At 68.1% G+C, this 24869-nt stretch carries 26 protein-coding genes; 10 read left to right on the top strand and 16 right to left on the bottom strand.

The genetic code is table 11. The features are described 5' to 3' along the window. Positions 1 to 34 precede the first annotated feature (34 nt). Entirely contained in the window at positions 35 to 715 is a 681-nt protein-coding gene (locus CJZ78_RS03550) for an HAD family phosphatase (RefSeq protein ID WP_094559529.1), read from the top strand. On the opposite strand, the gene sds is transcribed toward CJZ78_RS03550, so the two are convergent. From sds to CJZ78_RS03525, 5 genes are read right to left on the bottom strand one after another with little or no spacing between them, the layout of a single operon-like run. Next, on the bottom strand, positions 716 to 1687 hold the full coding sequence (sds, locus tag CJZ78_RS03545) for a solanesyl diphosphate synthase (protein WP_094559528.1): 972 nt from the start codon (positions 1685 to 1687) through the stop codon (positions 716 to 718). 32 nt (positions 1688 to 1719) lie between these two features. Next, entirely contained in the window at positions 1720 to 2535 is an 816-nt protein-coding gene (murI, locus tag CJZ78_RS03540) for a glutamate racemase (RefSeq protein ID WP_094559527.1), read from the bottom strand. Further along, a complete protein-coding gene (locus tag CJZ78_RS03535; protein WP_094559526.1) occupies positions 2532 to 3620 on the bottom strand; it encodes an N-acetylmuramoyl-L-alanine amidase in 1089 nt (362 codons plus the stop codon). Before CJZ78_RS03535 ends, murI begins: the two co-directional genes overlap by 4 nt. An 8-nt stretch (positions 3621 to 3628) precedes the next feature. Further along, a complete protein-coding gene (locus CJZ78_RS03530) occupies positions 3629 to 4447 on the bottom strand; it encodes a carbon-nitrogen hydrolase family protein (RefSeq protein WP_094559641.1) in 819 nt (272 codons plus the stop codon). Positions 4448 to 4506: 59 nt separating this feature from the next. Further along, positions 4507 to 5280: a 2-phosphosulfolactate phosphatase family protein gene (locus CJZ78_RS03525; RefSeq protein ID WP_094559525.1), complete on the bottom strand. Its 774-nt coding sequence runs from the start codon at positions 5278 to 5280 to the stop codon at positions 4507 to 4509. A 73-nt stretch (positions 5281 to 5353) separates the two neighbouring features. On the opposite strand from CJZ78_RS03525, the gene CJZ78_RS03520 reads away from it, so the two are divergent. Then, positions 5354 to 6931 (top strand): UbiD family decarboxylase, encoded by a 1578-nt coding sequence (locus tag CJZ78_RS03520; RefSeq protein WP_198953835.1) that lies wholly within the window; start codon positions 5354 to 5356, stop codon positions 6929 to 6931. After that, on the top strand, positions 6931 to 7389 hold the full coding sequence (locus tag CJZ78_RS03515; protein ID WP_094559524.1) for an Rrf2 family transcriptional regulator: 459 nt from the start codon (positions 6931 to 6933) through the stop codon (positions 7387 to 7389). Before CJZ78_RS03520 ends, CJZ78_RS03515 begins: the two co-directional genes overlap by 1 nt. Before the next feature lie 88 nt (positions 7390 to 7477). Here the strand turns inward: CJZ78_RS03515 and CJZ78_RS03510 are convergent, their stop codons facing one another. Together CJZ78_RS03510 and CJZ78_RS03505 are read right to left on the bottom strand one after the other, a co-directional pair. Beyond that, positions 7478 to 8239, bottom strand: a complete 762-nt coding sequence (locus CJZ78_RS03510) for a polysaccharide deacetylase family protein (RefSeq protein WP_094559523.1) — start codon at positions 8237 to 8239, stop codon at positions 7478 to 7480. Positions 8240 to 8244: 5 nt separating this feature from the next. After that, positions 8245 to 8634 (bottom strand): hypothetical protein, encoded by a 390-nt coding sequence (locus tag CJZ78_RS03505; RefSeq protein ID WP_094559522.1) that lies wholly within the window; start codon positions 8632 to 8634, stop codon positions 8245 to 8247. Between the two features lie 53 nt (positions 8635 to 8687). On the opposite strand from CJZ78_RS03505, the gene aroA reads away from it, so the two are divergent. The 3 genes from aroA to CJZ78_RS03490 are packed head-to-tail and all read left to right on the top strand — an operon-like array spanning position 8688 to position 11680. Further along, complete coding sequence (aroA, locus tag CJZ78_RS03500; RefSeq protein ID WP_094559639.1) at positions 8688 to 10022, top strand: 3-phosphoshikimate 1-carboxyvinyltransferase; 1335 nt, start codon at positions 8688 to 8690, stop codon at positions 10020 to 10022. 42 nt (positions 10023 to 10064) lie between these two features. Then, positions 10065 to 11417, top strand: a complete 1353-nt coding sequence (gene glmU, locus CJZ78_RS03495; protein WP_094559521.1) for a bifunctional UDP-N-acetylglucosamine diphosphorylase/glucosamine-1-phosphate N-acetyltransferase GlmU — start codon at positions 10065 to 10067, stop codon at positions 11415 to 11417. Continuing rightward, positions 11414 to 11680 carry a chlorophyll a/b-binding protein gene (locus CJZ78_RS03490; RefSeq protein ID WP_094559520.1) on the top strand — a complete coding sequence of 89 codons (267 nt, stop codon included), beginning with the start codon at positions 11414 to 11416 and terminating at the stop codon, positions 11678 to 11680. The genes glmU and CJZ78_RS03490 overlap by 4 nt, the downstream gene beginning before the upstream one ends. A 99-nt stretch (positions 11681 to 11779) precedes the next feature. On the opposite strand, the gene murF is transcribed toward CJZ78_RS03490, so the two are convergent. The 6 genes from murF to menD all read right to left on the bottom strand — a co-directional run bounded on the left by murF (position 11780) and on the right by menD (position 18814). After that, positions 11780 to 13207 (bottom strand): UDP-N-acetylmuramoyl-tripeptide--D-alanyl-D-alanine ligase, encoded by a 1428-nt coding sequence (gene murF, locus CJZ78_RS03485; RefSeq protein ID WP_094559519.1) that lies wholly within the window; start codon positions 13205 to 13207, stop codon positions 11780 to 11782. A gap of 27 nt (positions 13208 to 13234) precedes the next feature. After that, positions 13235 to 13585 (bottom strand): hypothetical protein, encoded by a 351-nt coding sequence (locus tag CJZ78_RS03480; RefSeq protein WP_094559518.1) that lies wholly within the window; start codon positions 13583 to 13585, stop codon positions 13235 to 13237. A gap of 457 nt (positions 13586 to 14042) precedes the next feature. After that, positions 14043 to 15515 (bottom strand): glycogen synthase GlgA, encoded by a 1473-nt coding sequence (glgA, locus tag CJZ78_RS03475; protein ID WP_094559517.1) that lies wholly within the window; start codon positions 15513 to 15515, stop codon positions 14043 to 14045. A 39-nt stretch (positions 15516 to 15554) separates the two neighbouring features. Then, positions 15555 to 16148, bottom strand: a complete 594-nt coding sequence (locus CJZ78_RS03470; protein WP_233128455.1) for a L,D-transpeptidase — start codon at positions 16146 to 16148, stop codon at positions 15555 to 15557. Positions 16149 to 16187: 39 nt separating this feature from the next. Beyond that, positions 16188 to 17048, bottom strand: a complete 861-nt coding sequence (gene menB, locus CJZ78_RS03465; RefSeq protein WP_094559516.1) for a 1,4-dihydroxy-2-naphthoyl-CoA synthase — start codon at positions 17046 to 17048, stop codon at positions 16188 to 16190. Next, on the bottom strand, positions 17045 to 18814 hold the full coding sequence (gene menD / locus CJZ78_RS03460) for a 2-succinyl-5-enolpyruvyl-6-hydroxy-3-cyclohexene-1-carboxylic-acid synthase (protein ID WP_094559515.1): 1770 nt from the start codon (positions 18812 to 18814) through the stop codon (positions 17045 to 17047). Before menD ends, menB begins: the two co-directional genes overlap by 4 nt. A gap of 43 nt (positions 18815 to 18857) precedes the next feature. Here menD and lepB point away from each other — a divergent pair, with 43 nt between their 5' ends. Together lepB and CJZ78_RS03450 are read left to right on the top strand one after the other, a co-directional pair. Further along, entirely contained in the window at positions 18858 to 19475 is a 618-nt protein-coding gene (gene lepB, locus CJZ78_RS03455) for a signal peptidase I (protein ID WP_233128454.1), read from the top strand. A 30-nt stretch (positions 19476 to 19505) separates the two neighbouring features. Further along, positions 19506 to 19865: a DUF760 domain-containing protein gene (locus CJZ78_RS03450; RefSeq protein ID WP_094559513.1), complete on the top strand. Its 360-nt coding sequence runs from the start codon at positions 19506 to 19508 to the stop codon at positions 19863 to 19865. On the opposite strand, the gene CJZ78_RS03445 is transcribed toward CJZ78_RS03450, so the two are convergent. The 3 genes from CJZ78_RS03445 to CJZ78_RS03435 are packed head-to-tail and all read right to left on the bottom strand — an operon-like array spanning position 19855 to position 23298. After that, the gene (locus CJZ78_RS03445; protein WP_094559512.1) at positions 19855 to 21117 is read right to left on the bottom strand and encodes a DUF4336 domain-containing protein; all 1263 of its coding nucleotides are present in this window, start codon (positions 21115 to 21117) and stop codon (positions 19855 to 19857) included. The genes CJZ78_RS03450 and CJZ78_RS03445 overlap by 11 nt on opposite strands. 1 nt (position 21118) lies before the next feature. Continuing rightward, positions 21119 to 21928, bottom strand: coding sequence for a zinc transporter ZupT (gene zupT / locus CJZ78_RS03440; RefSeq protein ID WP_198953834.1), 810 nt, complete (start codon positions 21926 to 21928; stop codon positions 21119 to 21121). Continuing rightward, the gene (locus tag CJZ78_RS03435; RefSeq protein WP_233128453.1) at positions 21925 to 23298 is read right to left on the bottom strand and encodes a YcjF family protein; all 1374 of its coding nucleotides are present in this window, start codon (positions 23296 to 23298) and stop codon (positions 21925 to 21927) included. The genes zupT and CJZ78_RS03435 overlap by 4 nt, the downstream gene beginning before the upstream one ends. Before the next feature lie 136 nt (positions 23299 to 23434). Here CJZ78_RS03435 and CJZ78_RS03430 point away from each other — a divergent pair, with 136 nt between their 5' ends. Then, on the top strand, positions 23435 to 24358 hold the full coding sequence (locus tag CJZ78_RS03430) for a cation diffusion facilitator family transporter (RefSeq protein ID WP_094559511.1): 924 nt from the start codon (positions 23435 to 23437) through the stop codon (positions 24356 to 24358). Next, positions 24351 to 24863 (top strand): hypothetical protein, encoded by a 513-nt coding sequence (locus tag CJZ78_RS03425; protein WP_198953833.1) that lies wholly within the window; start codon positions 24351 to 24353, stop codon positions 24861 to 24863. The genes CJZ78_RS03430 and CJZ78_RS03425 overlap by 8 nt, the downstream gene beginning before the upstream one ends. The last annotated feature ends 6 nt before the right edge of the window (positions 24864 to 24869 follow it).

Below are 24869 nucleotides of genomic sequence, written 5' to 3'. Positions count from 1 at the left end.
CGATGACGCCACTGCCGTCGCCGAGAATGGTCGGATGGGGAAGCCTGCTGCCTGCCTGTTTGATCTCGATGGCCTGCTGCTCGATACCGAGCCCTTGCACGCCCAGGCCTGGCGTCAAGCCGCCGAGCATTTCGGCTGCCTGCTGACAGACGCCCAGCTGCTGGGCCTGCGGGGCCGCCGCCGCCTGGATTGCGCAGACCAGGTGGTCGACTGGATCGAAGCGGCCCAAGGCTCCGCCCCCAGCCCTGAAGCCCTGTTGGACGTGCGCCAGCCCATCGCTGAAGCCCTGCTGATCCACGCCCAGCCCACCGCGGGGGCGGTGGAGCTGGTGCAGTGCTGCGTTGCGCTAGCCATCCCGATGGCGCTCGCCACCAGCAGCTCGCGCGCAGCCGTGGCGCTCAAAACGGCACCCCATCCATGGCTGGAGGCAATCACCACCCGGGTCCATGGCGACGATCCAGCGCTGGCGGCTGGCAAGCCGGCACCGGATGTGTTCCTGCTGGCCGCCGAGCGTCTGGGGGTTGCGCCCGAGCAGACCTGGGCGTTTGAAGATTCCCCGGCCGGGGCCCAGGCGGCCCGCGCCGCTGGCTGCCAGGTGTTTGTGGTGCCGCCCGCCCAGATCAGCAAACACGAGCGGCAGCGGGTTTACCCGGGCATCGAGCGGTTTCTCAGCAGCCTCCAGCAGACGCCCCTGCTGGCAGTGGGAGGCGAATGATCAATACAGCCGGCTGAGCACGAAATCCGGCAGGGCACGCAGGGCGCTGCGGGGCTCGGAGGGTGCCAACCAGTCCAGGGCTTGAGAAGCCTCCTGGGCAAAGCCCTCGGCCAGTGCCCGCGAGCGGGGAATCGCCTCGCAGCCGCGAACCAGCTCGAGGGCCTGCTCGAGGTCGCCCTCCTCGCTGAATTCCCGCTCGATCAGGCAGGCCAGGGCCGGTCGCTCCTGAAGGGCATAGAGGGCCGGTGCAGTGAGGTACCCCGAGGCCAGATCGCTAGCGGCCGGCTTGCCCAGTTGCTGGTCGCTGCCGGTGAAATCGAGGATGTCGTCGACCACCTGGAAGGCCAGACCCAGCTGGCGCCCAAAGCGATACAGATCATCGAGCTGGGGCGCAGGCAGGCCCGTGAGCACGCCGGCCGCCCGGGCGCTGTTGGCAATCAGGGAAGCCGTTTTGCAGTAGCTCTTCTCGAGGTAGGTCTCGAAGCTCTGGCCGGTGTCGTAGCGGAACAGGCCCTGCTTCACCTCACCGTCGGCCAGATCCATGATCACCCGACTGAGTAGCTTGACCACCTCGAGATCGTCGAGGTTGGCGAGGTGCCAACTGGCCTGGGCAAACAAAAAATCACCAGCCAGCACAGCGACGCGGTGGTTGAAGCGACTGTGCACGGTGTCAACACCGCGGCGGGTGGCGGCCTCGTCGACGACATCGTCGTGCACCAGGGAGGCCGTGTGGATCATCTCGGTGATCTCGGCCAAACGCCGATGCCGCGGGCCCAGTTCGCCATCGGCAGCCACCGCCCGAGACAGCAGCAGCACGATGCCGGGACGCAAACGTTTGCCCCCAGCGGCAAACAGATGCTCTGCAGCGGCCTGAAGAATGGGGTGACCGGCTCCGATCAGGCTGCGCAGATCGGCCAGCAGGGCATCCAGATCAGCCTCAACGGGCTGGAGCAGCTCTGCAACCGTTGCCACAACACCTCCGCCGTGGCGCGATCCTAGAAGGCTCAGCCGACCGACCGCAGGTCGACCCGCTCCACCGACGGTCGATAGCCCAGCCAGCGGCTGGCCCCATCAGCGAAGGCTTCCGCGCAACCGCTCACGCAGACCCGGGTGCGCTGGGCTGGTGGGACCACATCCACACCTGACAACTCTCCTTCGGGCATCCCTCCCATGCTGGCGAGCAAGGGGCCCAGCCGCCGCACGGCGGAAGCCGCTGGGTCGACGAGCCGCACGTGGGGAGGCAGCAGGGCCGTGAGCAGCGGGCGCAACATCGGGTAGTGGGTGCAGCCCAGCACGACCGTGTCGACGCCGGCCGCCAGCAGGGGAGCCAGGTAGGCCAGCGCCTCGGCCTCCACGGCCGGAGCCTGCAAATCCCCCGCCTCAATCAGGGGCACAAAGGCCGGGCAGCCCACCTCCAGCACCTCAGCGTGGGGATGGCAGGCATGGATCGCCCGGCGGTAGGCGCCGCTGCTGGCGGTGGCGGGGGTGGCGAGCACACCCACGCGCTCACTATCCAGATCGGCCGCCACGCTGTCGATCAACCCCACCACCGGCACGCCGGCCTCGGCCACAGCCACATCCAGAGCCAGGGCATTGGAGGTATTGCAGGCCATCACCAGCACGCCCACCTGCTGGTGCCGCAACCACATCACCACCTCGGCTGCGATGGCGCGGATGTCGGCCACGCTGCGCTGGCCATAGGGAACCCGGGCCGTGTCGCCGAGGTACAAGCAGGAGGAGTGGGGATAGCGCTCCTGCAGACGGCGCAGCACCGTGAGCCCGCCGAGGCCGCTGTCGAAGAGTCCTACCAATGCACTCATGGCCGGTCCTGCAGGGCATTGAGAATCCCAGCCGAGAGGGCGAGCGCCATGCGCCGGCGGTAATCGGGATCGGCGAGGCGGCGGGAATCGAGCTCGCCGGTGAGAAAACCCATCTCCACCAGGGCCGAAGGCATCACCGTGCGGCGAATCACGAAGAAGCGGCCCGTGCGCACGCCCCGATCCGGTGTGCCAGGTGAAATGGCGAGCATCTGCTGCTGCAGTGCCCCCGCCAGACGGCGCGAGGCGGCCCCCGCCCCCTCGAAGTAGAAGGTCTCGATGCCGTTCACATCGGGGCGCGCCATGCTCAAGGCATTGGCGTGCACGCTCACAAACAGATCGGCGCCACTGCTGTTGGCCAAGGCAACCCGAGGGGGGAGATCGACGTCCACCTCAGAGGTGCGGGTCATCAGCACCTGAACGCCGCGAGCCTGCAGCAACCGGGCCATCTGCAGACAGACATCAAGCACCACATCGGTTTCCCGCAGGCCGCCGATGCCCACGGCCCCAGGATCGGGTCCGCCGTGGCCGGGATCGATCACCACCTTGAAGCGCCCCCGGGGCACCACCGGCAGGCCATCGGCCGATAGGGGTGTGCTGGAGGTGGGGAAGGTGCTCTCCCGGTCCCACCCAGCACGGCTGACGGCGTCGAGATCGCCCTCTCCCAGACCAAGGCCCGTTTGATTGGCCAGCCCCGGCAACTCCATCCGCCAGCGGTCCCGGGCGGTGCCCACCAGCCTCAGCCCACCAGGATCCAGTTGGGTGCCGGGGGCAAACTCCACCACCAGGCGGGTGGTGAAGCCATCGGGCCGGCCGATGCGCACCTCCCGCACAGCGCCACCCCCCCGAACGGTGCGGGTGCGGGACGGGGCGCCAGGCAGATCCACCCAAACCCGCGGCCCCCGCAACGCTGATCCCGCTTCAAAGAACGCCTGGGGACGCACATCAAGGCTGGTGCGCAGCTCCAGCTGGCCGGCGCGGGTGATGCGCCAGGCCGCCAGCGACGACGCCCAGGCCGGCAGATCCGCCAACACCAAGGCCAGGGCCGCCAGGGCTGATGTCCACTTGACGCTGACAGGCCAACGCATCAGGACCGTCAGAACAGGGCCGGCCGGCGATGCTCCAGGCTGGGCATCTGGGCCCGCACCCGCTTGGCATGACCCGGGTCGATCGGGGCCACCGCCGAACCGACACCGACACCGGCATCGGCGAGCACTGTGCCCCAGGGGTCAATCATCAGCGCATGACCGTGGCTCTGGCGCCGGCCGTAGTGCAGGCCGGTCTGGGCGGGTGCCAGCACATAGGCCGTGTTCTCGATGGCGCGAGCCTGCAGCAGCACCTGCCAGTGGTCTTTGCCAGTGAAGGCGGTGAAGGCCGCCGGCACCATCAACACATCCACTCCCGCTGCGGCGAGATGGCGGTAGAGCTCCGGAAAGCGCACGTCGTAACAGATCGAGAGGCCAACCCGCCCCAGCCCTGGCACATCCACCACCGGCGGAAGTTGGTTGCCGGGCTGCACGGTGGCCGATTCTCGGTAGGTGTTGCCGTCCGGCAGGTCGACGTCGAACAGGTGGATCTTGTCGTATTGGGCCAGCAGCTGGCCTTCGGTGCTGACGAGCTCAGCCCGATTGAAGGTTTGGCCGGGACCAGCCGGCACCGGAAAGCCGCCCCCGAGCAAGGTCACCTGATAGCGGCGCGCCATGGTGACCAGAAAGCGACTGCAGCGTTCGGCCAGGGAAGTCGCCAGCTCGAGGCGACGCTCGTCATCCCCCATGAAGGCGAAATTCTCCGGCAGACCCACCAGTTCGGCACCGCGGCGGGCCGCCAATTCGATCTGCTCTTCGGCAGCGGCGAAATTCGCATCCGGATCCGGGGTGCTGGTGAGCTGCACAGCTGCCGCCAGAAAACTGCTCACCGACTGCCCAAAACGCACGGGCGAACTGTAAGGGAACTGCCAAGGTGCGTCAGGGACCCTCAGCTGGCCTTGAGCACCCCGTGCTCCGCCTGGAAGGGCACCATCTTCAGGGTGTCAATGGCGGCGCAGCAGGCGAAATCGGCGTCATGGTTGCCCAGGCCGATCAGGCGTTGGCCGTGGCTGGCGGAGCGCAGAGCGGTTTCTGGATCGTGGCGCCACTGCTGCCACAGGGCCAGGGCCGCCAACATTTCATCGTTACCGCAGCTCACGCCGATGTGGGGAGCCACGGCCATCTCCATGGCTGCCGAAGCCACGGCACCAGCCGCCAGGCTGTCTTCCAGGGAGTAATCACCCTCCCAGCCACTGCCGACGATCCACACCCGTTTGCAGTCGTGCTCGAGCAGACGCCGGGCAACCGCCGTGCGGTTCGGCAGGCAGGCCGTCAACAGCAGCGGCACCGGCTTGACCACCGCCAGGGAGCGAGTGCCGTTGGTGGTGCTCATGAAGATCCGCTTGCCCCCCACCAGCTCGGGAGTGACCGCCAGGGGCGAGTTACCCAGGTCGTAGCCCTGCACCCGTTGGCCGCCCCGCTCGCCGGCCCGCAGCCGCTTTTCGGCCGGCCAGGCAGCAGCGGCCGCCTCCAGCTCATCCAGGCTGGCAAAGGCCTCAACCGCCTCGGCGCCATTCTGCAGCGACCAGGCGATGGTGGTGGTGGCCCGCAGCACATCGATCACCACGGCTGCATCAGGCAAACCGGCTGCATCGGGCCCGCCTGCAGCCGCAACATTCAGGGCCGGAACGCACTCGGAGGTGTGGAAGTAGGAAACCAGCACGGGCGCTGCGACAGCTCAGGAGCGCCACAGTAATCAGGGGCATCCGTCACAGTGGTTTGACTGGAATGACCTGATGTCTGCCCCCATGGCCGCGCCCGTGTTCAGCCAGCGCAGCCGCCGGGACCTGCGCGGTTTCTTGGAGCTGCTGGAGAGCCGTGGCGCCCTGCGCCGCATTACTGCCCCGGTGGATCCCGACCTGGAATTGGCGGCGATCGCCGATCGGGTACTGGCGGCCGGCGGGCCGGGATTGCTATTTGAAAACGTCATCGGCTCGTCGATGCCGGTGGCAGTGAACCTGCTCGGCACCCAGGAACGGGTGCTGTGGAGCCTGGGCATGGAGCGACCCGAGGAGCTCGAGGCCCTGGGCGAGCGCCTGGCCCTGCTGCAACAGCCTCGCCCTCCCAAGGGCGCCCGCGAGGCGGTGCGGTTTGGCTCGGTGCTGCTGGATGTGCTCAAGGCCCGGCCCGATCTCGATCTCACCCCCCCCTGCCGCCAGCAGGTGTTCAAGGGGGAAGCGGTGAACCTCGATGCCCTGCCGCTGCTGCGCCCCTGGCCGGGCGATGGCGGCCGGATCATCACCCTGGGGCTGGTGATCACCAAGGACCCCGAAACCGGCACGCCCAACGTGGGCGTGTACCGGCAGCAGCAGCAGAGCATCAACTCACTCACAGTGCACTGGCTGAGCGTGCGCGGCGGCGCCCGCCACCTGCGCAAGGCGGCGGCCATGGGCAAGAAGCTGGAGATCGCCATCGCCATTGGCGTGCACCCGCTGCTGGTGATGGCGGCGGCTACGCCGATTCCGGTGCAGCTGAGCGAGTGGCTGTTTGCCGGCCTCTACGCGGGTGAAGGCGTGCGGCTGGCCAAGTGCAAAACGGTCAACCTGGAGGTGCCCAGCCACAGCGAGGTGGTGCTCGAAGGCACGATCACGCCGGGCGAGGAGCTGGCCGATGGGCCCTTTGGCGACCACATGGGCTTCTACGGCGGCGTTGAGGATTCACCCCTGGTGCGCATCCAGTGCGTCACCCAACGGCGCGACCCGATTTACTTCACCACCTTCAGCGGCCGGCCCCCCAAGGAAGACGCGATGCTCGCCATTGCGCTGAATCGCATCTACACGCCGATCCTGCGCCAGCAGATCCCGGAGATCGTCGATTTCTTCCTGCCGATGGAGGGCCTGAGCTACAAGCTGGCCGTGATCGCCATCGACAAGGCCTACCCCGGCCAGGCCAAGCGAGCGGCGATGGCCTTCTGGAGCGCCCTGCCCCAGTTCACCTACACCAAATTTGTGGTGGTGGTCGACAAGAGCATCAACATCCGCGACCCACGCCAAGTGATCTGGGCGATCAGCGCCCAGGTGGATCCCCAGCGGGATCTGTTCGTGCTCGAGGACACCCCCTTCGACACGCTCGACTTCGCCAGCGAACGCCTGGGCCTGGGCGGCCGGCTGGCGATCGATGCCACCACCAAGATCGGCCCGGAGAAGCGCCACCCCTGGGGCGAGCCGCTGGGCCGACCAGCCGAGCTGGAGGCGCGCATCGATGCCCGCTGGGCCGAGCTGGGCTTGGCGGATGTGGGCACCACGGAGCCCGATCCGGCGCTGTTTGGCTACACCCTGGAGCACGTGCTGGAGCGGCTCGCGGCTCGGTCCTGATGCTGTCGCGCCAGGCCAGCCATGCCCTCAAGGCCCTGCTGGAGCTGGCAGCCCACCCCTCGCAGTGGCAGTCGACCCACGCCTTGGCCCAGACCCAGCAGCTGCCGGAGCCGATGCTGGAGCAACTGCTGCTGCGCTTGCGGCGCCACGGACTCCTTGTGGCGCGCCGGGGCCGTCAGGGTGGCTACCAACTGGCACGGCCAGCGCGGGAGATCAGCCTGGCTGCGGTGCTGGCCGGGCTGGGAGAAGGGGCTGCGCTGCAATGGGGCGACATCGGCATGAGCCCGACTGTTGGCCAGGAGGTCTCGCCAGCCGATCAGGTCACCGAGGCCCTGCAGCGGCGACTGGAGCGGGCCCGGCTCAAGGCGCTGGAAGACCTGAGCCTCGAAGACCTGCTCTTCGATCTGCGCAGCGCCGAAGCCAGCGCCAACAGTGAGGCGGGGCTACTGCTGGGGTAGACCATCGAGCCCGAACGCTGAACGGCTGAAGGACGTTCCCCAGTGGACCCATGGGCAACGACTGCAGCAACGAACGCGAAGACCCCCCTTAAGCGTCCTCAACGCAGTCATCCGCCACCAACTGATCCAGGCCCACAAACTTGTAGCCCCGGCGCTGCAGCTCCGGCACCACAGCCGCCAGCGTGCCGAGGGTGGCAGCGATGGTGTCAGGCCGGTCGTGCAACACCAGAACGGCGCCGGGATGGGCATTGCGGCCTACAAACCAACGCTGAAAGGCCAGCGGCGGATGGAACGTGTCCCAGGGGAACACCGACCCGAGCACGGTGCGATAGCCATAGGCCTCCACCCGGCGCAGCATCGGAGGATGCACCCAGCCGCCACCAGGGCGAAGCCAGTGCAGCGGCAACGGCTGGGGCGTAGCGGCCCGCTGCAGGGATTGCTCCGTGCTGAGCAGCTCTTCGATGAACGCTGGCCCGTCCAGGCAGGCGGAGATCCGATCGCGCTGCAGGTGGTTGCCGATGCTGTGGCCCTCCGCCAGGGCCCGCGCCACAAACTGCGGCGCCCCCCGCTCCAGGTGCTCGCCGATCACAAAGAAGGTGGCCTGCACCTGCAGGCGCCTGAGCAGGTCCAGCAGCTGCAGGCTGGTGGGATCGCCCGGCTGCTCCGCCCAGCTCGGGCCGTCGTCGATGGTGATCGCCAGCTGCCGGCGCCGACCGCCGGCGCAGAACAGCACCTGGGGCAGCAGCGGCTGCAGCACCAGGCGGATCAGCCAGGAGGGCCACAGCACCAGTAGGAGCAGGCAGGCCACCAGGGCCAGCGGCGCCAAGATCAACACAACGGAGCAGCTCATCGACGCTAGTCAGACCAGGGCCCTGCCTCCCCCCGCTCGCACCCGTAACGCTCAACCCCGCCCCGGCGCTGCCTGAACTCGGGGTGCTCCGGGTCCACCGCGCTCCACCACCAGCGGCCATCGGTGTAACTGGGCGCGCCGGCATTGTTGGTGCGCGGCAGCTGCAGGCTCACACCGCGCCAGCGGAGCACGACAAAGGCACCCGGTGGCGTGCCCACGCTGATGTTGGCGATCCCAGGCGCATCCACGGCCCCCGCAAACACCTCTGCCTGCAGCGGATCCCCCTCACAGAGGTAGGCATCGCGCTGCAGAGGCTGCTGCTGGGAGTCAGGAGCCGCGGCCCAGGCGGGCACAGCCAGCAACAGGGTGAGCAGCAGAGACAGGAGCCAGGCCATCGGCGGGGGAAAGCACACTCCATAGGATCGCCGCACCAGCGCCCTGCTTGCCCGTGGCTGAGACCACTACCGCCTCCAGCCCCCTGCAGCTCCGCGGCGGCGGCAGCCTGCGCGGCTCGGTGCAGGTGCCGGGCGATAAATCCATCTCCCATCGGGCGCTCCTCTTCGGCGCCATCGCCGAGGGCACAACCCGCATCGAGGGCTTACTGCCCGCCGAAGACCCACTCAGCACTGCCGCCTGCCTGCGGGCCATGGGGGTAACGGTGTCGGAGATCCGTGCCGGCGAGCCGGTGACTGTGCAAGGCGTAGGCCTCGATGGGCTCCAGGAACCCGCGAACGTGCTCGACTGCGGCAACTCCGGCACCACGATGCGGCTGATGCTCGGCCTGCTGGCGGGCCGGGCGGGGCGCCACTTCGTGCTCACCGGCGACGGATCCCTACGGGGCCGGCCGATGCGGCGGGTGGGGGCGCCCCTGGCCGCGATGGGCGCCGTGATTCACGGCCGCAAGGACGGCAACTTCGCCCCGCTGGCGGTGCTGGGCCAGCCGCTGCAGGGCACCACGATCGAGACGCCGGTGGCCTCGGCCCAGGTGAAGAGCGCCATCCTGCTGGCCGCCCTCACCGCAGAGGGGCCCACCACCGTGATTGAGCCGGCCCAGAGCCGCGACCACAGCGAGCGGATGCTGCGGGCCTTCGGGGCCGACCTGACGGTGGGTGGAGCGGGGAACACCGTGGTGACCCTGACGCCAGGCCAGACCCTGCGCGGCCAGAGCGTGGTGGTGCCCGGTGACATCAGCTCCGCCGCCTTCTGGCTGGTAGCCAGTGCGATTACCCCCGGCGCCGCGCTCACGGTGGAGAACGTGGGCCTCAATCCCAGCCGTACCGGCATCCTCGAGGTGCTTGAGCAGATGGGCGCCAACATCACGGTGATCAATGCCCGCGATGTGGCCGGCGAGCCGGTGGGGGATCTGCAGGTGAGCCATGGCCCCCTGCGGGCCTTTGAGATCGGCGGCGACCTGATTCCGCGATTGGTGGATGAAATCCCCGTGCTGGCCGTGGCGGCCTGCTGCGCTGAAGGCACCAGCCGCATCCGCGATGCCGAGGAACTGCGGGTGAAGGAAACCGACCGGCTGGCGGTGATGGCCCGCCAACTGGGGGCGATGGGGGCCCGGATTGAGGAATTCGAAGACGGTATGACGATCACGGGCATCACCGAGCTCCGCGGCGCCACGGTCGACAGCGAAACCGACCACCGGGTGGCGATGAGCCTGGCGGTGGCCGCGGGCATTGCCGCCGGCGCTAGCCAGCTGCACCGCCCTGAGGCGGCGGCCGTGTCCTACCCAGGCTTCTGGGACGATCTGGCCCGCCTGCGCCAGCCTGCCCCCTGAAGCAGCCCGCGTAGATTCCGGCCCAGCCGTTTGCACCTGTCCATGCTTGCCGTTGCCGTGTTGGCTGCCGGGAAGGGCACGCGCATGAAGAGCGCCCTGCCCAAGGTGCTGCAGCCCCTGGCCGGCGCCACCTTGGTGGAGCGGGTGCTGGCCAGCTGTGAGCACCTCCAGCCCGACCGCCGCCTGCTGATCGTGGGCCACCAGGCTGAACGGGTGGAACAGGAACTGGAGGGGCACAGCGGCCTGGAATTTGTGCTGCAACAGCCCCAGAACGGCACGGGCGACGCCGTGCAGCAGCTGCTGGAGCCATTGCGGGATTTCCGCGGCGATCTGCTGGTGCTCAATGGCGACGTGCCCCTGCTGCGCTCTGAAACTCTCGCCGCCTTACTGGAGCAACACCGCAGCAGCGGCGCCGCCGTCACCCTGCTCACCGCCCGGCTGGCCGATCCCAGCGGCTATGGCCGAGTGTTTGCCAGCCCCGATGGACAGGTGAGCGCCATCGTGGAGCACCGCGACTGCAACGACGAGCAACGCCGCAACGCCCTCACCAATGCGGGCATCTACTGCTTCAACTGGCAGCAGCTGTCGGCGGTGCTGCCGCAGCTCACCACCGACAACGACCAGGGCGAGCTCTATCTCACCGACACAGTGGCCATGCTCAACCCGGCCATGCACCGGGAGGTGGACGACGCCGATGAGATCACCGGCATCAACGACCGGCTCCAGCTCAGCCAGTGTGAGGCCCTGCTGCAGGATCGCCTGCGGCGCCACTGGATGGCTGAAGGTGTGACCTTCGTCGACCCCGCCAGCTGCACCCTCAGTGAGGGCACCCGGTTCGGCCGAGATGTGGTGGTCGAACCCCAGTGCCATTTCCGCGGCACCAGCTCGATCGGCGATGGCTGCCGCATCGGCCCCGGTTGCCTGATTGAAGACAGCCAACTGGGCGCCAACGTCTCCGTGCTCCACTCCGTCCTGCGGCAGGCCGAGGTAGCCGATGGCTGCGCCATCGGGCCCTTTGCCCAACTCCGCCCGGGCACCCAACTCGGCCAGCAGTGCCACATCGGCAACTTCGTGGAGGTGAAAAACAGCAGCCTGGCCAGCGGCGTGAAAGTGAACCACCTCAGCTACATCGGCGACGCCGACCTGGGCGCGGGGGTGAACGTGGGAGCCGGCACGATTACGGCCAACTACGACGGAATGCGCAAGCACCGCACGGTGGTGGGGGCCGGCAGCAAGACCGGTGCCAACTCGGTGCTGGTGGCGCCCCTGCGGCTAGGCAGCAACGTGACGGTGGGGGCCGGATCCACCATCACCAAGGATGTCCCCGATGGGGCGCTGGCCCTGGGCCGGGCCCGCCAGCTGGTCAAGGAAAACTGGACAGGTCCCCGCCCATGAGCCTGAACAACGCAGATCGCCCGGAGAACTCCGACCTACCGGAAAACTCCGACCAATCAAAGTTTCTGTACGAGCCGGTGGAGCGCTTTGGCGCCAGCATGACCAGCCCCAAACCTTGGAACACCAGGGCTCTGGCCGGAGTGGAGCTGCTCAACGGACGCGTGGCGATGCTGGGCTTTGCCGCCGCCATCGCCGGCGAACTGCTCACGGGCAAGGGCATGGTGGGCCAGCTGACGGCGCTGCTGCGCTGGTATCTCAGCTGAGCCAGGTCCGATCGCTCAACAAAGGAAAGGCCCCGAGTGAACCACCACCCAGGGCCTCTGCCCGAAGGCACAACATCGTGAAATGCTGCTCCACAGCCATCATGACGGATCAGCCAGGTGCTGGCGCTGCTGCTGGAGCAGGGGAATCAACCGCTCCAGTGCCACGCCGCGACTCGCCTTGAGCAGCAGCACGTCTCCAGGAGCCAGCCAGCCCTTGAGCTGAGCCGCCGCAGCTTCTGGCGTGGCGACCCGCTCCAGCCGGGTCAGACCACTTGCAGCTTCCAGCATCACAGCCCCTTCCTCACCCCCATCCACGATCACCAGGCCATCCAGGCCCAGCTGGCGGGCCCGTTCGGCCACCTGCCGGTGTAGGTGCAGGCTCTGCTCGCCCAGCTCGAGCATCGTGCCGAGCACCGCAAAACGGCGACCGGGTTGCCGGGCCAGAAGATCCAACGAGGCCAGCACCGCCTCCGGTGAGGCGTTGTAGGTCTCATCGAGCACCAGCACCCCACCCAGCTCCAGACGCCGGCTGCGACCTCCGGGCAGATCCACCTGCAAGGGCTGCCAGCGGTCGGGTTCGAGCCCCAGCTCCCGCGCCACCGCGAGAGCCAACATGAGGTTTCGGGCGTGGTGGATCCCCTCCAGAGGCACCTCCACCACAACCCCTGCCACCACGAGCGTCTCCCCACTGGCATCCAGACGGCCCAGCCAATCGGCCTGGGCCTCATGGCCTTCGCCCTTAAGGGCGATCCGCACCACCCGGCCCTGCCACACCCGCGCCAGGGCCGCATCCAGCAGGGGATCCCCTGCCGGGATCACCACCACTCCATCGGGCCGCAGCCCGGCGGTGATCTCACACTTGGCGGTAGCGATCGCCTCGCGGCTGCCGAGCCGGCCGATGTGGGCCGTGCCGATGTTGGTGATCACCGCCACGTCGGGGCGCGCACTGCAGCTGAGGCGCTCGATCTCGCCCAGACCCCGCATGCCCATCTCCACCACCACAGCCGCGTCGTTGGAGCTGGCCTGGAGCAGCGTCAGGGGGACACCGATGTCGTTGTTGTTGTTGCCCCTAGAGGCGCTCACCGCCCCCAGGGGAGCCAGGGCGGCCCGGATCAACTCCCGCGTGGTGGTTTTGCCGGCCGAACCGGTTACCGCCACCACCGGCGCCTGCAGCTGCTGGCGCCACAGGCCCGCGAGCTGCTGGTAGGCCAGCAGGGTGTCTGGCACCAGCCAGAGGGGAACGCCCGCCTTGGTGGCCTCCCCAATCAGCGCCTCCTGGCTAGCGAGATCGAGATGGCCGTTCTGGGCCAGCAGAGCAGCGGCACCCAGCTCCTGGGCAGCGGGAAGAAACGTGTGGCCGTCAAAGCGCTCGCCCGCCAGTGGCACAAACAGTTGGCCGGGGGCGAGGTGACGGCTGTCGGTGCAGATCGCCTGGGGAGCCAGGGTGATTGCGGCTTGCGCGGCCGATAAGGAGCCAGTCGTGGGGATCCCCCAGAGCTCCTGCAGCTGGGCCAGGCGCAAGGTCATCGGTGCGGGGCGAGACGACGCCCAGGATCATGCCTGAGGCTCTGGGGACAGCTCCAGCAGCACCATGCCGCTACCCACCCGGGCCGCCTGGCCCAGCACCGTGCCGCTGCCATCCAGCAACCGCAACCGTTCATAGCCCAGCTCCCGGCTGCGCTGCAGCCAGTGGTCGGCCAGCTGTTGACGGCGCTCCGGAAGCAGAGCCTGATAGGCGGCGGCCATCTCCAGATCGAGGCGGCTCGCCTGCGGGTGCGGACGGGCCGAGGCGATGCAGGCCTGCGGGTCGTCTTCGGCGAGCAGGGCCAACAGGGGATCGAGCTCCAGCAGCGGTTCGGGCGGCGACTGGGGCGGGGATGGGGACTGCGATGGGGGCTGGAGCACATTCGCCGCACGCTGCTGGCCAGGCTGTTGAACAGCTTGTGAAACAGACTTGGAAACAGGTTGTGACAGGGCTGATGGGACCTGTTGTTGACCTTGTTCTTGAACAGGTTGTTGAACAGGTTGTTGAACGCCTGACGCAGCGTGGTGCTGACCGGGCGCAAAACGCAGGATCAGCGCCAACACAAGGGCCAGGCCCAGGGCCACTAGCAGCGGCCAGAACAGGGGGGCCAAGGAGACGGGCCAGAACCCCGGCACCGAGAGATCCCCCTCCCGATTGCGACGCCAGAGCTCGCGCAGCTTCAAGCCCGAACTAGCCACCACGGCACCCAGATCGCCCGCCAGGCGCCCCCATGGCTCCTCGTAAGGAGCTGGATAGGGCGCAGAGTCCGTCGCAGGGCTTGCGGCGTCTAGGGGCGCGTCACGGGGGGCGTCACGGGGGGGCGTCACCGGAGAGGATTCAACGGCGCTTCAGCAGCGACGCCAGGCCGCGGCGGCTGGGGTCGGCATCCTGACCCTGGGAGAAGCGCTCCACATCGGACGCCTCGGGCGTTGGTTCCTTGACCCCAGAGACATCGCGGTACATGGCGTCATAGGCCAGGGCCGAGCGGGCCCAACTGAAATCCACGGCCATGGCCCTGCGCTGCAGGTCCTGCCAGCTGGCCTGGTTGCGGTAGGCCTCCCAGGAGCGCACGATCGCGGTGTAGAAATCGATCGGCTCGTAACGGTCGAAGCCGTAGCCGGTGCCGCTACCAGCCAGCGGATCGTTGGGGGGCACGGTGTCGACCAGACCGCCCACCATGCGCACCACCGGGATCGAGCCATAACGCATGGCCAACATCTGGCTGATGCCGCAGGGCTCAAAGCGGCTCGGCATCAGGAAGGCGTCGCTGCCGGCGTAAATCAGCCGGGAGAGGGCATCGTCGTAGGTAAGGAACACGGCGAAGCGACCGGGATGGCGCGACGCCATCTGCCACAGCCCACTTTCATAGGTGCGATCGCCCGTGCCCAGCACCACGATCTGGCTGTCGGTGTAGGCCAGCACCCGATCGGCCACCTGCAGCAGCAAATCAACGCCCTTCTGATCCACCAGTCGGCTCACCATCCCCAGCAGGTAGGAACGGGGATTCACCGCCAGCCCGAAACGCTCCTGCAGGGCCTGTTTGTTGACAGGCCGGGGGGCCAGATCGGTGGCCGAGAACCGAGCCGGCAGGGTGGCATCAACGGCCGGATTCCAGTCTTCAGTGTCGATGCCGTTGACGATGCCGCGCAGCTTGCCGCTGATGAAATTCAGCAGACCATCGAGATGCTCGCCGTACTGGGGCGTTCGAATCTCCATGGCATAGGTGGGCGACACCGCATTGACGCGATCGGCGTAGAGCAGCGCCGCCGCCATCGTGTGGTCCCCCTGCATGTACCAGGGACACCAGGTGATGCGATCGAGTTTCCAGCGCCACGGCCCCTGGTATTTCAGGTTGTGGATGGTGAACACGGTGCTGATCTCCGGATCCTGATGCATCCAGACCGGCAACATGCCGGTGTGCCAGTCATGGCAATGCAGCACCTGGGGCTTCCAGTGATGCCAGCAGAATTCGGCAGTAGCACTGGCAAAGAATGTGAAGCGCCAGTCCTCGTCTTCTCCGCCGTAGATGCGCTCCGGATCAAACACCGGATGGCCCACCAGATACAGGGTGAGGCCATTGGTGGGGTGGCGCGCCTCAAAAACAGCGAAGTCGTTGCCCATCGTGTGGCCGCGCCAGATCGGCTCGGGCGACACCTGCAGCTTCGACCACAGCTTTCCGTATCCCGGCAGGATGATGCGCACGTCGTGGCCCAGGGCAGCAAGGGCCGGCGGCAACGATCCAACGACGTCTCCCATGCCGCCAACCTTGATCATCGGCGCGCATTCGGCCGCCGCAAACAAGATCCGCATACCTGGTGCACCGAGGTGGGCGCAACTCTACGGGCGCCGCTAAGGCAGCACCGTCACGGGGGTGCCGAGTTGCACCAGCTCGAACAACTCGCGCACATGTTCATCCAGCAGGCGCACGCAGCCGTGGGACACGGCCCGGCCGACGCTGTCGCGCTGGGGGGTGCCATGGAAGCCTGCACTGACGCAGCCCTTCACCACCAGGTGCTCCGTGCCGTTGAAACCAACGCGGCCGTTGCAATCGCGATGGAAGCCGATCCAGCGGCTGCCCAAAGGATTGGCAGGGCCCGGCGGGATGCGGCGACCGGTGGCGGGGTGCTCCCAGGTGGGATCCACCGCCAGTTCAATCACCGAAAACTGGCCAACGGGAGTCTCCCAGCCGGGGCGGCCAACCCCCACCGGAAAGCGGCGCCGTTCCTGCCCCCCCTCAAAAACCGTCAAGCGGCGCTGACGTCGATCCAGCACGAAATAGCGATCAGCAGCGGCAGGCGGGGAGCTGATCACGGCAGCCGGAAGGTTGGGGGCAGCCCGGCCAGGCATGCCAGCCGTCACCATCAGGAGCCCAAACCCAAGGGCCTTGCCTAGCAACCGCATCGCCACCACCCCATCGCCACCACCCCATCGCCGCCACTCCATCGCCAACGTCTATCCCTCGCCCTGACGAGCCCCTGGTCCTCAAGGTAACCAGGGAGCGTCAGAAAAATCGGGAGAGCGCTTCTCCAGGAAGGCATTGCGGCCCTCCTGGCCCTCTGCCGTTCGGTAGAAGAGGTGGGTGGCCTGGCCGGCCAGCTCCTGAATACCGGCCAAGCCATCGGTTTCGGCATTGAAGGCGGCCTTGAGACAGCGAATCGCCGTGGGGCTGTGCTGGAGCACTTCCAACGCCCAGCGCACCCCCTCCGCCTCCAGCTCCGCCAGGGGCACCACCGCATTCACCAGGCCCATCTCCAGGGCCTGCTGGGCGCCGTACTGGCGGCAGAGGAACCAGATCTCACGGGCCTTGCGCTGGCCCACCACCCGGGCCAGATACCCCGCGCCAAAGCCCCCGTCGAAGCTGCCCACGCGGGGCCCGGTCTGGCCAAACACGGCGTTCTCGGCAGCCAGGCTCAGGTCGCAGAGCAGATGCAGCACCTGCCCGCCGCCGATGGCGTAACCAGCCACCAGGGCGATCACCACCTTGGGTAGGCTGCGGATCAGCCGCTGCAGATCGAGCACGTTGAGCCGGGGCAGACCCGACTCATCGACGTAACCCCCCTCGCCGCGCACGCTCTGGTCGCCGCCGGCACAGAACGCCCAACCGCCGTCGGGGGCGGGGCCAGCCCCGGTGAACAGCACCACACCGACGCGGGGATTGTCGCGAACCCGCGAAAAGGCATCGCATAGCTCCTGCACGGTGCGCGGCCGGAAGGCGTTGCGCTTGTGGGGCCGGTTGATCGTGATGCGGGCGATGCCCTCCTCACAGAGGTCAAACAGGATGTCCTCGTAGGAGCCTGCGGGTTGCCAGGCCACCGGTGCCGAGGGGATGGAGGAGGCCGTCACGGCTGCAGCTCGGGAACGGCGGCCATTCTGCGCAGCGCCTGCCGCCGGCCCGCATCGACGCGCCGATCACTAACCCACTCCAACAGCGCCAACGGCTGCTGCAGGGCCCAGGCCAGCTGGAGCTCCCAGTCAGAAGCGGCCTGGACCCTGCGCCCCGGCACCCCATGGACCGCCGCCAACTCCAAGGGATCCAACGGCTGGGGCATGGCGAACAGCCGCTCAAAATCGAGGGCCTGGGCTGGCGTGGTGCGGATCGGCAGCTGCTCGAAGATGCCGCCGCCATCGTTGTTGATCAGGATCACGGTGAGGCGGCCGTGAAGCTGCTGGCGCCACAGCCAGCCATGGCTGTCGTGCAGCAGGGCCAGATCCCCAGTGAGCAGCACCGCCTGGCCCAAGGCTTCCGCCACCCCGCAGGCGATCGACAAGGTGCCGTCGATGCCAGAGGCGCCCCGGAAGCCGTAAACCGGCCTGGCTGGGGCCGCCGGGTCGCCAAAACTTTCCCAGTCGCGCACCGGACTGCTGTTGGCGATCACGAGCGGCAGACCCGCCGGCAGCAGAGTCCCCAGTGCACGCGCCAGCGCCGGCTCCCCCGGGCTGCCGGGGGGCAGGACCGTGCTCAACATCACCTGCAAGGCGTCCTCCCGCTGCCGCCAGGCCGCCGCCAGCTGCAGGGCCACGGAGCTGGGCTGCCCCCGCCAGGTGGCGTGGGGCCAGCCGGCGACCCAGGCCGCTAAGCCCGCTGCGCTCTGGTGGCAGGCGGTGCCCAGGGGATCGAGTCCGCGCGGATCGCTCTCACTCACCAGCCAGTGCTGCGCGTCCAGGCCGGCGAGCCAGCGCTGCAAGCGGCGGCTCGCTGGCAGAGGCCCCAGGCGCAACACCTGAGGAGCCTGGAGGCTGACATCCGAGCCATCCAGCAGCAGGTCGTAACCGGCCACCAGATCGAGCTCCGCCAGGCCGCGCAGACCGCTCAGACCATCGGCCAGCACCGGCCAACCCGTGCGCCGTTGCCAGCGGCGCAGCGCCTCCACATGGGCATCCCAATGCTGGGGCAGGCCGCGCCAGGGCCCAGCCACCACCACACCGGGACGATCCGGATCGGGGGGCGGCATCCCCCCAGCTGGGCGTGGGGGAGCTGGCGCCGGCGCTCGCGACTCAGGCCCAATGCACTCGGGCCATTCCAAGCCATCAGCCGCCTCCAGCAGGGCGAGTCCATCGGCGTGGAGGGGCTCCTCGAAGGGAAGATTGAGGTGCACGGGCCCAGGCGGCTGGCCCGTCGCCGCCGTCGCCAGCAGGGCAGCTTCCGCCAACTGGATGATCGCGCCATCGGCCATGGCGGCAAGGCCAGAGCCATCCCCCTGCCCTAGCCAGCGCACACTCGCCGCCAGGAAGCACTCCTGATTGACGGTCTGGTTAGCGCCGCAGCCCTTGAGGCGATCGGGCCGATCCGCCGTGATCAGCAGCAGCGGAATGGTGCCGTAGTCGGCTTCCACCGCCGCCGGCAGCAGGTTGGCGACGGCCGTGCCCGAGGTGGTGATCACCGCAGCCGCCCGGCCCGAGGCCCGGCCAAGGCCCAGAGCAAAAAAGGCTGCGGAGCGCTCATCCACAGCGGTGTGGAGGATCAGCCCGCGGCCCTCCAGCACCCCTGCCGCCATGGCCAGGGCGCCGGAGCGGCTGCCGGGGCAAAGCACGGCATGGCTGAGCCCCCGCGCCATCAGGGTCCTGAGCAGCAGTAGCGCCACCTCCAGATTGCGACGGGCCAACTCCAAGCCGGGGCCATACAGGATGGGGCAACCATCCTCCCTTGCGCCCTTGGCCCCAACGCCCCCCAGCAATTCCAGCAGCACCAACGGCCTGTTGCAGGCCCTGCGCCGTCAGGTTTTGCCTGTGCTGGCCTGGGTGGTGCTGGCTCTGGTGCTGCGCTGGGCGGTGCTGGAACCCCGCTGGATCCCCTCCGGCTCGATGCTGCCGACGCTGCAACTGCAGGACCGGGTGTTGGTGGAGAAGCTGCGGGCCCGCCTGCATCGCCCCGTGCCCATTGGTTCCGTGGTGGTCTTCCACCCGCCGCCGGCCCTGCTCGAGGCGGGCTACGACCCCAACGCCGCCCTGATCAAGCGGGTGGTGGCCGAAGCCGGCGACCGGGTGGAGGTGCGCGAGGGGGTGCTCTGGCGCAACGGTGCTCCAGCCCCGATGGATTGGTCGGCCGAACCGATGAACTACCACCTGGAGCCCTTGACGGTGCCGCCGGATCACCTGCTGGTGCTGGGCGACAACCGCAACGCCAGCCTGGATTCCCACCTGTGGGGCCCCCTGCCCCGAGCGGCGGTGATCGGCACGGCGGTGCTGCGCTACTGGCCGCTCAACCGATTCGGCTGGTTACGGTTCTCCCTCCTGGGCCACCCCCCTGGTGCAGCGGGAGAGCTGGGGTAGGGTGCAATCCGGACGCAGCGCACACCGGCGATGTTCAACCCGGAGTTCCTGACCACCGACAACGAAGCGATCAGCGGCAACTCGCTGATCCAGTACCTCCAGGAGCAATCTCCGGATGTGCTGCAACGGGTGGCGCGCTCGGCCAGCGGCGACATTCAGGACATCATTCGCCACAACGTGCAAGGCCTGCTGGGCATGCTTCCCGGCGAGCAGTTTGAAGTGAAGATCCAAACCAACCGCGACAACCTGGCTGGCCTGCTGGCCTCCGCCATGATGACCGGTTACTTCCTGCGCCAGATGGAGCAGCGCATGGAGCTTGACACCAGCTTGCTGGGCTGTGGCGATCTGGATTCGGAGCTGGACGCCGATCCTGGTGAACTCAGGCTCTGAGCCGCTCCTCGTCTGATTGCGAACGATCTGATTCCGAACGATCCGACTCCGTCGGGCTTGGCTCCATCACTTCGGATTGCAGCGGTTGGTTGGGCACCAGCCCAAGCTGCAACAACGCGCGATCGATACCAGCGAGATAGGCCCAGCTGCCGTTGTCCGGGGCCCAGGGACGCCCCTCGAGCGCATCGGCCAGGGCCATGAGCCGTTCAGGACTGCAGGGGACAGGCGCGTCGTAGTGAGCCGGCACCAGCCAGCGCAGCTCCGGATGAGCCGCCAACGCCCGGATCCAGCCCAGTAGAGCCGCCTGGCAGCGCGGGAACACCAACCGCTCCAGCACCGGCGCCACCAGAAGGGCCGAGCCCTCGCCCGGCACCAACCGCCGGAATTCCTGCTGCCAGTGTTGCTGCCAGCGGAAGGGGTAAAGCCCGAAATAGGCGCGGCTCTCCCGCACGCCCGGGGCCAGCAGCCCGGAGAGCAGCTCCCGCCAGCCGGGCACCTGCAACGGCTCTGGGCGCAGGTAGGAGGCAAACAGCACCAGGCGCTGCCAACCGCGACGGCGTTGCTCAGGGGTATCGAGCAGGGGGTCGTCACCCCGCTCCCGGGCGTGGAAGAGCAGGGGGCTGGGATCGGCGGCAAACAGCTCGGGCGGCTCGGCGCTGATCGCCACCAGGGCATCGGTAACCAGCAGGCTGCCGCTGGCGCAATGCAGGCAAGCCGCTTCCATGAAGGTGCCCAGGCCCAGATCCAGCGGACCCAGGGGGATCCAGCGCAGTTCATCGGTGTGGGGCAGCCCCTGCTCAAACAGCACCCGAGTGCGCTGGGCTGGAAAGCCCAGCCAGCTCAGGGGCAGCTGCACGGGAAAGCTCCATTGCCGCGGGGTCACCCACACCTGCGCCGCCGGGAAGGCCCGCGCCAGGGCTGGCAGGGGCAACTTGTGCTCCAGGCCCGAGCTGGTGGGCAGCACGATCGTGAGCACCGGCCCATAGCGAGCTTCCAGCTCGGCCAGGGCCCCGCGCACCTCACCGGTGGGCGGCAGCGGGGCGTAGAGCATCAGCCCAGCGCGCAACCGCACCACCGTCATGCGGATCGGCACCGCCACGTACAACACCCCCTGCAGCTGCTCCAGACTCCAGACCTGTTCGGGAATCAGCTCACGCACCACGGTGCGGCGGAGGCCGTAGGGGTAGAGCGGCAGCAGGGGCCACCAGGGCCAGCGCTGCTGGGCGGTGCGATCGGCAGGAAGGGCGTTCACCTCAGGCCAGCAACACCAGAGAGATGCTCATCACCACCATCCCCGCCGTCACTCCCGCAATCATCAGGTGATGGTGGGCACCCGTGCGCTGGGCGGCCGGCAGCAGCTCATCGAGGCAGATGTAGACCATCAGCCCGGCCACACTGGCGAACACCAGACCCATCACGGTGTTGCCGAGGTAGGGGCGCAAAAACAGGTACCCCACCACAGCGCCAATCGGCTCCGCCAGGCCCGACGCAAACGACACCCAGAAGGCCTTGCGACGGCTGCCGGTGGCGAAATACACGGGCGCGGAGATCGCCAGCCCCTCCGGAATGTTGTGGATGGCGATGGCAATGGCGATGCCAATCCCCAGGCGTGGGCTGGAGAGGGCCCCCACAAAGGTGGCCAGACCCTCTGGAAAGTTGTGAATGGCAATCGCCAGCGCCGAAAACAAACCCGTGCGCAAAAGGGTTTGCGACTTCACGCCGGACTGATCCCCATCCGTGAGAGCCAGATTGTGGGAGGGCAGAGCGTTGTCGATCAGGGCAATCAGCAACATGCCGGCGAAAAAAGCCAGCACGGTGGCGGCGTAACCCGCGGCCGGCCCCAGTCCCAGCGCCAACGACTCCCGGGCCTTGGGAAAGATCTCCACGAAGGAGACGTAGATCATAACACCGGCAGAGAAGCTCAGCGACAGGGTGAGCACCCGGGGGCTGAACCGCCGCGACACCAGCCCCAGCAGGCTGCCGAGCCCCGTGCACAATCCTGCCGCCAGGGTGAGCGAGAAGGCAAACACCACCCGCTGATCCATCTCGAGCAAGGGCGTCATACCCCAGGGGCGGGCAGACCCGCGGCCGACTGGCTGCGCAACCACTGGCGTGCTTGCTCAAGGAACGCTGCCCAATCGAGCTTTTCCGCCTCCGCAGCTCGGGACACCAGCAGGGGCGCCTGGCGTTGGATGGCGGCCAGATCCGGTTCCGGCACGCCAACGGAAAGGGCGAGCATGTCGGCCATGGCACGGGCCACCACCCGGGTGAGGTAGGCGGCACTGAGGGCCTGCATCGCCCCACCCACCAACCAGGTGGCGCCGTGCCACTTGACCACCCCGGCCAGGGCCTGGCTGCTCCACTCGACCACCCCGAGGGCAAGAGAGGCCTTGGCCAGTTCGGTGGCAGCCGCCTGCAACTGCTCCAGGGTCCAGGGGCAGTTCCAGATGCGGGCCATGTCCCGCAGCATCAACCCGTTGGCCACCGCCAGCACCAACAGATCGAGGCTCGGCAGGGGGGCCGCCACCACACCGGCAGCCACCAGCCACTGGGTGCGGCGCTGCAGCGGCAGAAAATGCTGGCGGCGCAGCCGCTCCAGATCGCTCTGCCAGCGGCCATGGAGCTGCTGCAACCTGCGCAGCTGGCGGTCCCGACGCAGGGCCGGGGCGGTGCTGGCCAGCTGCCGCGCCAAGGGAGCGAGGCTCGCCGCCAGGCTCTGGGGTTGTCCATCCCAGAACAACAGGCGCTGGGCCAATTCAGGCCCCAGCTGAGATTCCAGCTCGGCGGCCAGCGGCTCCTGGGTCTGGTTGCTGCGATCCACCAACAACCAGGCCGGCTGGCCGCTAGGCAGGGCTTCCAGCCAGCGCAGATCGGCGGCGGAGAGGGGCGTGCGCAGGTGATGGATCAAGCCATCACAGGCCTCAAACAGCGGCGGCCACGACCAGGCCGCACTCCAGGCGGGCAGCGGATGGGCCCAATGCAGCAGCAAGGTTTCGGGCCCGCGCAGGGCCTCCACCAGCGCAGGCTGAAGCTCCGCCCCCGGGGGCTGGGTGCCCACCAGGGCCAACATCAGGCCCGGCCGTGCCAACTCTTCCCGCAACGCGGCCAGCTGGGTTGCCCGCAGCTGGTGCGCCTCAGCCCCCTCTTCCTCCAGCTGGGCAAACTGAAGCTGCAGCTGCTCCAGCCGTTCCAGCCAGCCTGGAACATCGGTGGCAGGGGGTCCAATCGGGCGGGGGCGTCGCAGCCACCAAGCCCCCAGAGCCAGCCCCGCCAGGGTGAATCCAGGCGAAAGGGGCAGATGGCTGAGCCGCAGCAGGACATCGGTAGCCACCCAGCCACCCAGCCCCAGGCCAATCGCCGGGAGCCAGGGCCTCAAGGGAGCGGGAACGGCCTGGCGGGCCGCAGTCAGGCCAGCAAGCTCGGGGAGGATCACCGGCGGGGGCAACGGCGCTGGACGAATTGGAATTGGTGCATCTCTAGCTCAGCTTGGAACGCGGCGCCTCCGCCAAAAGTCACTAAGTTGAGTGAGTGTCTTGGCGGCTCCAGGGTTGAGCGACAACCGCGACAGGATGCAACGGCAGCCGGCGGCCCAGCAGGACCACCGCCAGCAGGTACAACGCGTGCTGCTGGTGGCCTTGGTGGTCAACGTCAGCATGACGCTGTTGAAAGTTGTGCTCGGCCTGTTCACAGGATCGCTGGCGATCCTTGCTGATGCGATGCACAGCGCCACCGACGGTTTCTCCAGCCTGCTTGGTCTGCTGACCAACAGCCTGTCGGATCCCGAACCCGACCGCGACCATCCTTACGGCCACCACAAGTACGAGGCCATCGGAGCGCTGGCGATTGCGGCCTTCATCCTGTTCACCGCTTTTGAAATTCTCCAAACCGCCGTCGAGCGCCTGCGGGGTGGTCTTCAGCCCCTGCGGCTGGAGGGCCAGGAGCTGGTGGTGCTGCTGCTGGTGCTGGGTTTCAACATCCTGTTGGCCAGCTATGAGCGCGAGGAAGGCCGGCGGCTTGGCAGCGCCCTGCTGACAGCCGATGCGACCCACACCAGCAGTGACATCTGGACCACTGTTGTGGTGCTGGTGGGTCTGAGTGGGGCGGTCTGGCTGAAGCTCAACTGGCTGGATGTCGCCCTGGCCATCCCCCTCTGCCTGCTGCTGGTGCGGGTGTGCTGGAGGGTGCTGCGCGCCAACCTGCCCCAGTTGGTGGACCAGATCGCCATCGCCCCTGAAGCCATCCACCAGGTGGCCATGAACGTGCCCGGGGTGCTCAACTGCCATGACATCGCCAGCCGGGGTGTCTTGGGCCAGCAGGTGTTCATCGACATGCACATGGTGGTGGATGCGACGGACCTGGCCACGGCCCACCGGATCACAGAGCTGGTGGAGGAGCACCTGCAGGACCAGTTCGGCAGGGTGCGCTGCACCATTCACCTTGAACCGCGTGAATACGCCAGTGCGGCGATCACCTTCAAGGGGACCCATGGCTGAGCTGCTCGAGGCGCTGACCTTGCGGCAGCGGGTGCTGGTGGAAACCTGGAGCGCTGAGCTCCAGGCTGCCCAGGGCTGGTGCGGATCCTTGCCGGTTGCCCTGCTCGAGCGCTGCTGGCTGCGGCTGCAACGGGTGCCTGTGGAACAGCTGGCCACGGTGCTGCCACCGGATGCCAGCGGCGAAGCCCCCGAGCTGGTGCGCTACCGCGCCTGGATCGCCGCCGGCCAACCGGCCTGGTCTGCCCAGGTGCGCTGCTGGCAGGAATTCGGCCAGCCGGCCTGCCAGGACGCCCTGCGCCGCTTTTGGAACCACCAGGACCGGGGCAACCACGGTTGGACTCTGCAGAGCTATCTGCAATTCCTGGAGACCTACCGGCGTCAGTGCGAGCCCGGTGTGACGCGGGCCCTGCCGTTGATCGTGCTCGCCCGCGGCGGTCAACGGGAGGCCCACAGCTTGCACTGGCTAGCCCCCCTGGGCCAGCCGATGCGGCACACTTGCGCCTGACTGCAA

The organism is Synechococcus sp. 8F6 (assembly GCF_002252665.1).
In the GTDB taxonomy this organism is placed as follows: domain Bacteria; phylum Cyanobacteriota; class Cyanobacteriia; order PCC-6307; family Cyanobiaceae; genus Cyanobium_A.
Note: the sequence above shows the minus strand (reverse complement) of the source record. Positions and strands in the feature narration are given on the sequence as shown.

Coding starts and splice junctions, on each gene's coding strand:
- CJZ78_RS03550 (WP_094559529.1), top strand. CDS start 35: ATGGGGAAGCCTGCTGCCTGCCTGTTTGATCTCGATGGCCTGCTGCTC.
- murI (WP_094559527.1), bottom strand. CDS start 2,535: ATGAGTGCATTGGTAGGACTCTTCGACAGCGGCCTCGGCGGGCTCACG.
- CJZ78_RS03535 (WP_094559526.1), bottom strand. CDS start 3,620: ATGCGTTGGCCTGTCAGCGTCAAGTGGACATCAGCCCTGGCGGCCCTG.
- CJZ78_RS03520 (WP_198953835.1), top strand. CDS start 5,354: ATGTCTGCCCCCATGGCCGCGCCCGTGTTCAGCCAGCGCAGCCGCCGG.
- CJZ78_RS03515 (WP_094559524.1), top strand. CDS start 6,931: ATGCTGTCGCGCCAGGCCAGCCATGCCCTCAAGGCCCTGCTGGAGCTG.
- CJZ78_RS03510 (WP_094559523.1), bottom strand. CDS start 8,239: ATGAGCTGCTCCGTTGTGTTGATCTTGGCGCCGCTGGCCCTGGTGGCC.
- CJZ78_RS03505 (WP_094559522.1), bottom strand. CDS start 8,634: ATGGCCTGGCTCCTGTCTCTGCTGCTCACCCTGTTGCTGGCTGTGCCC.
- glmU (WP_094559521.1), top strand. CDS start 10,065: ATGCTTGCCGTTGCCGTGTTGGCTGCCGGGAAGGGCACGCGCATGAAG.
- CJZ78_RS03490 (WP_094559520.1), top strand. CDS start 11,414: ATGAGCCTGAACAACGCAGATCGCCCGGAGAACTCCGACCTACCGGAA.
- murF (WP_094559519.1), bottom strand. CDS start 13,207: ATGACCTTGCGCCTGGCCCAGCTGCAGGAGCTCTGGGGGATCCCCACG.
- glgA (WP_094559517.1), bottom strand. CDS start 15,515: ATGCGGATCTTGTTTGCGGCGGCCGAATGCGCGCCGATGATCAAGGTT.
- CJZ78_RS03470 (WP_233128455.1), bottom strand. CDS start 16,148: ATGGAGTGGCGGCGATGGGGTGGTGGCGATGGGGTGGTGGCGATGCGG.
- CJZ78_RS03450 (WP_094559513.1), top strand. CDS start 19,506: ATGTTCAACCCGGAGTTCCTGACCACCGACAACGAAGCGATCAGCGGC.
- zupT (WP_198953834.1), bottom strand. CDS start 21,928: ATGACGCCCTTGCTCGAGATGGATCAGCGGGTGGTGTTTGCCTTCTCG.
- CJZ78_RS03430 (WP_094559511.1), top strand. CDS start 23,435: ATGCAACGGCAGCCGGCGGCCCAGCAGGACCACCGCCAGCAGGTACAA.
- CJZ78_RS03425 (WP_198953833.1), top strand. CDS start 24,351: ATGGCTGAGCTGCTCGAGGCGCTGACCTTGCGGCAGCGGGTGCTGGTG.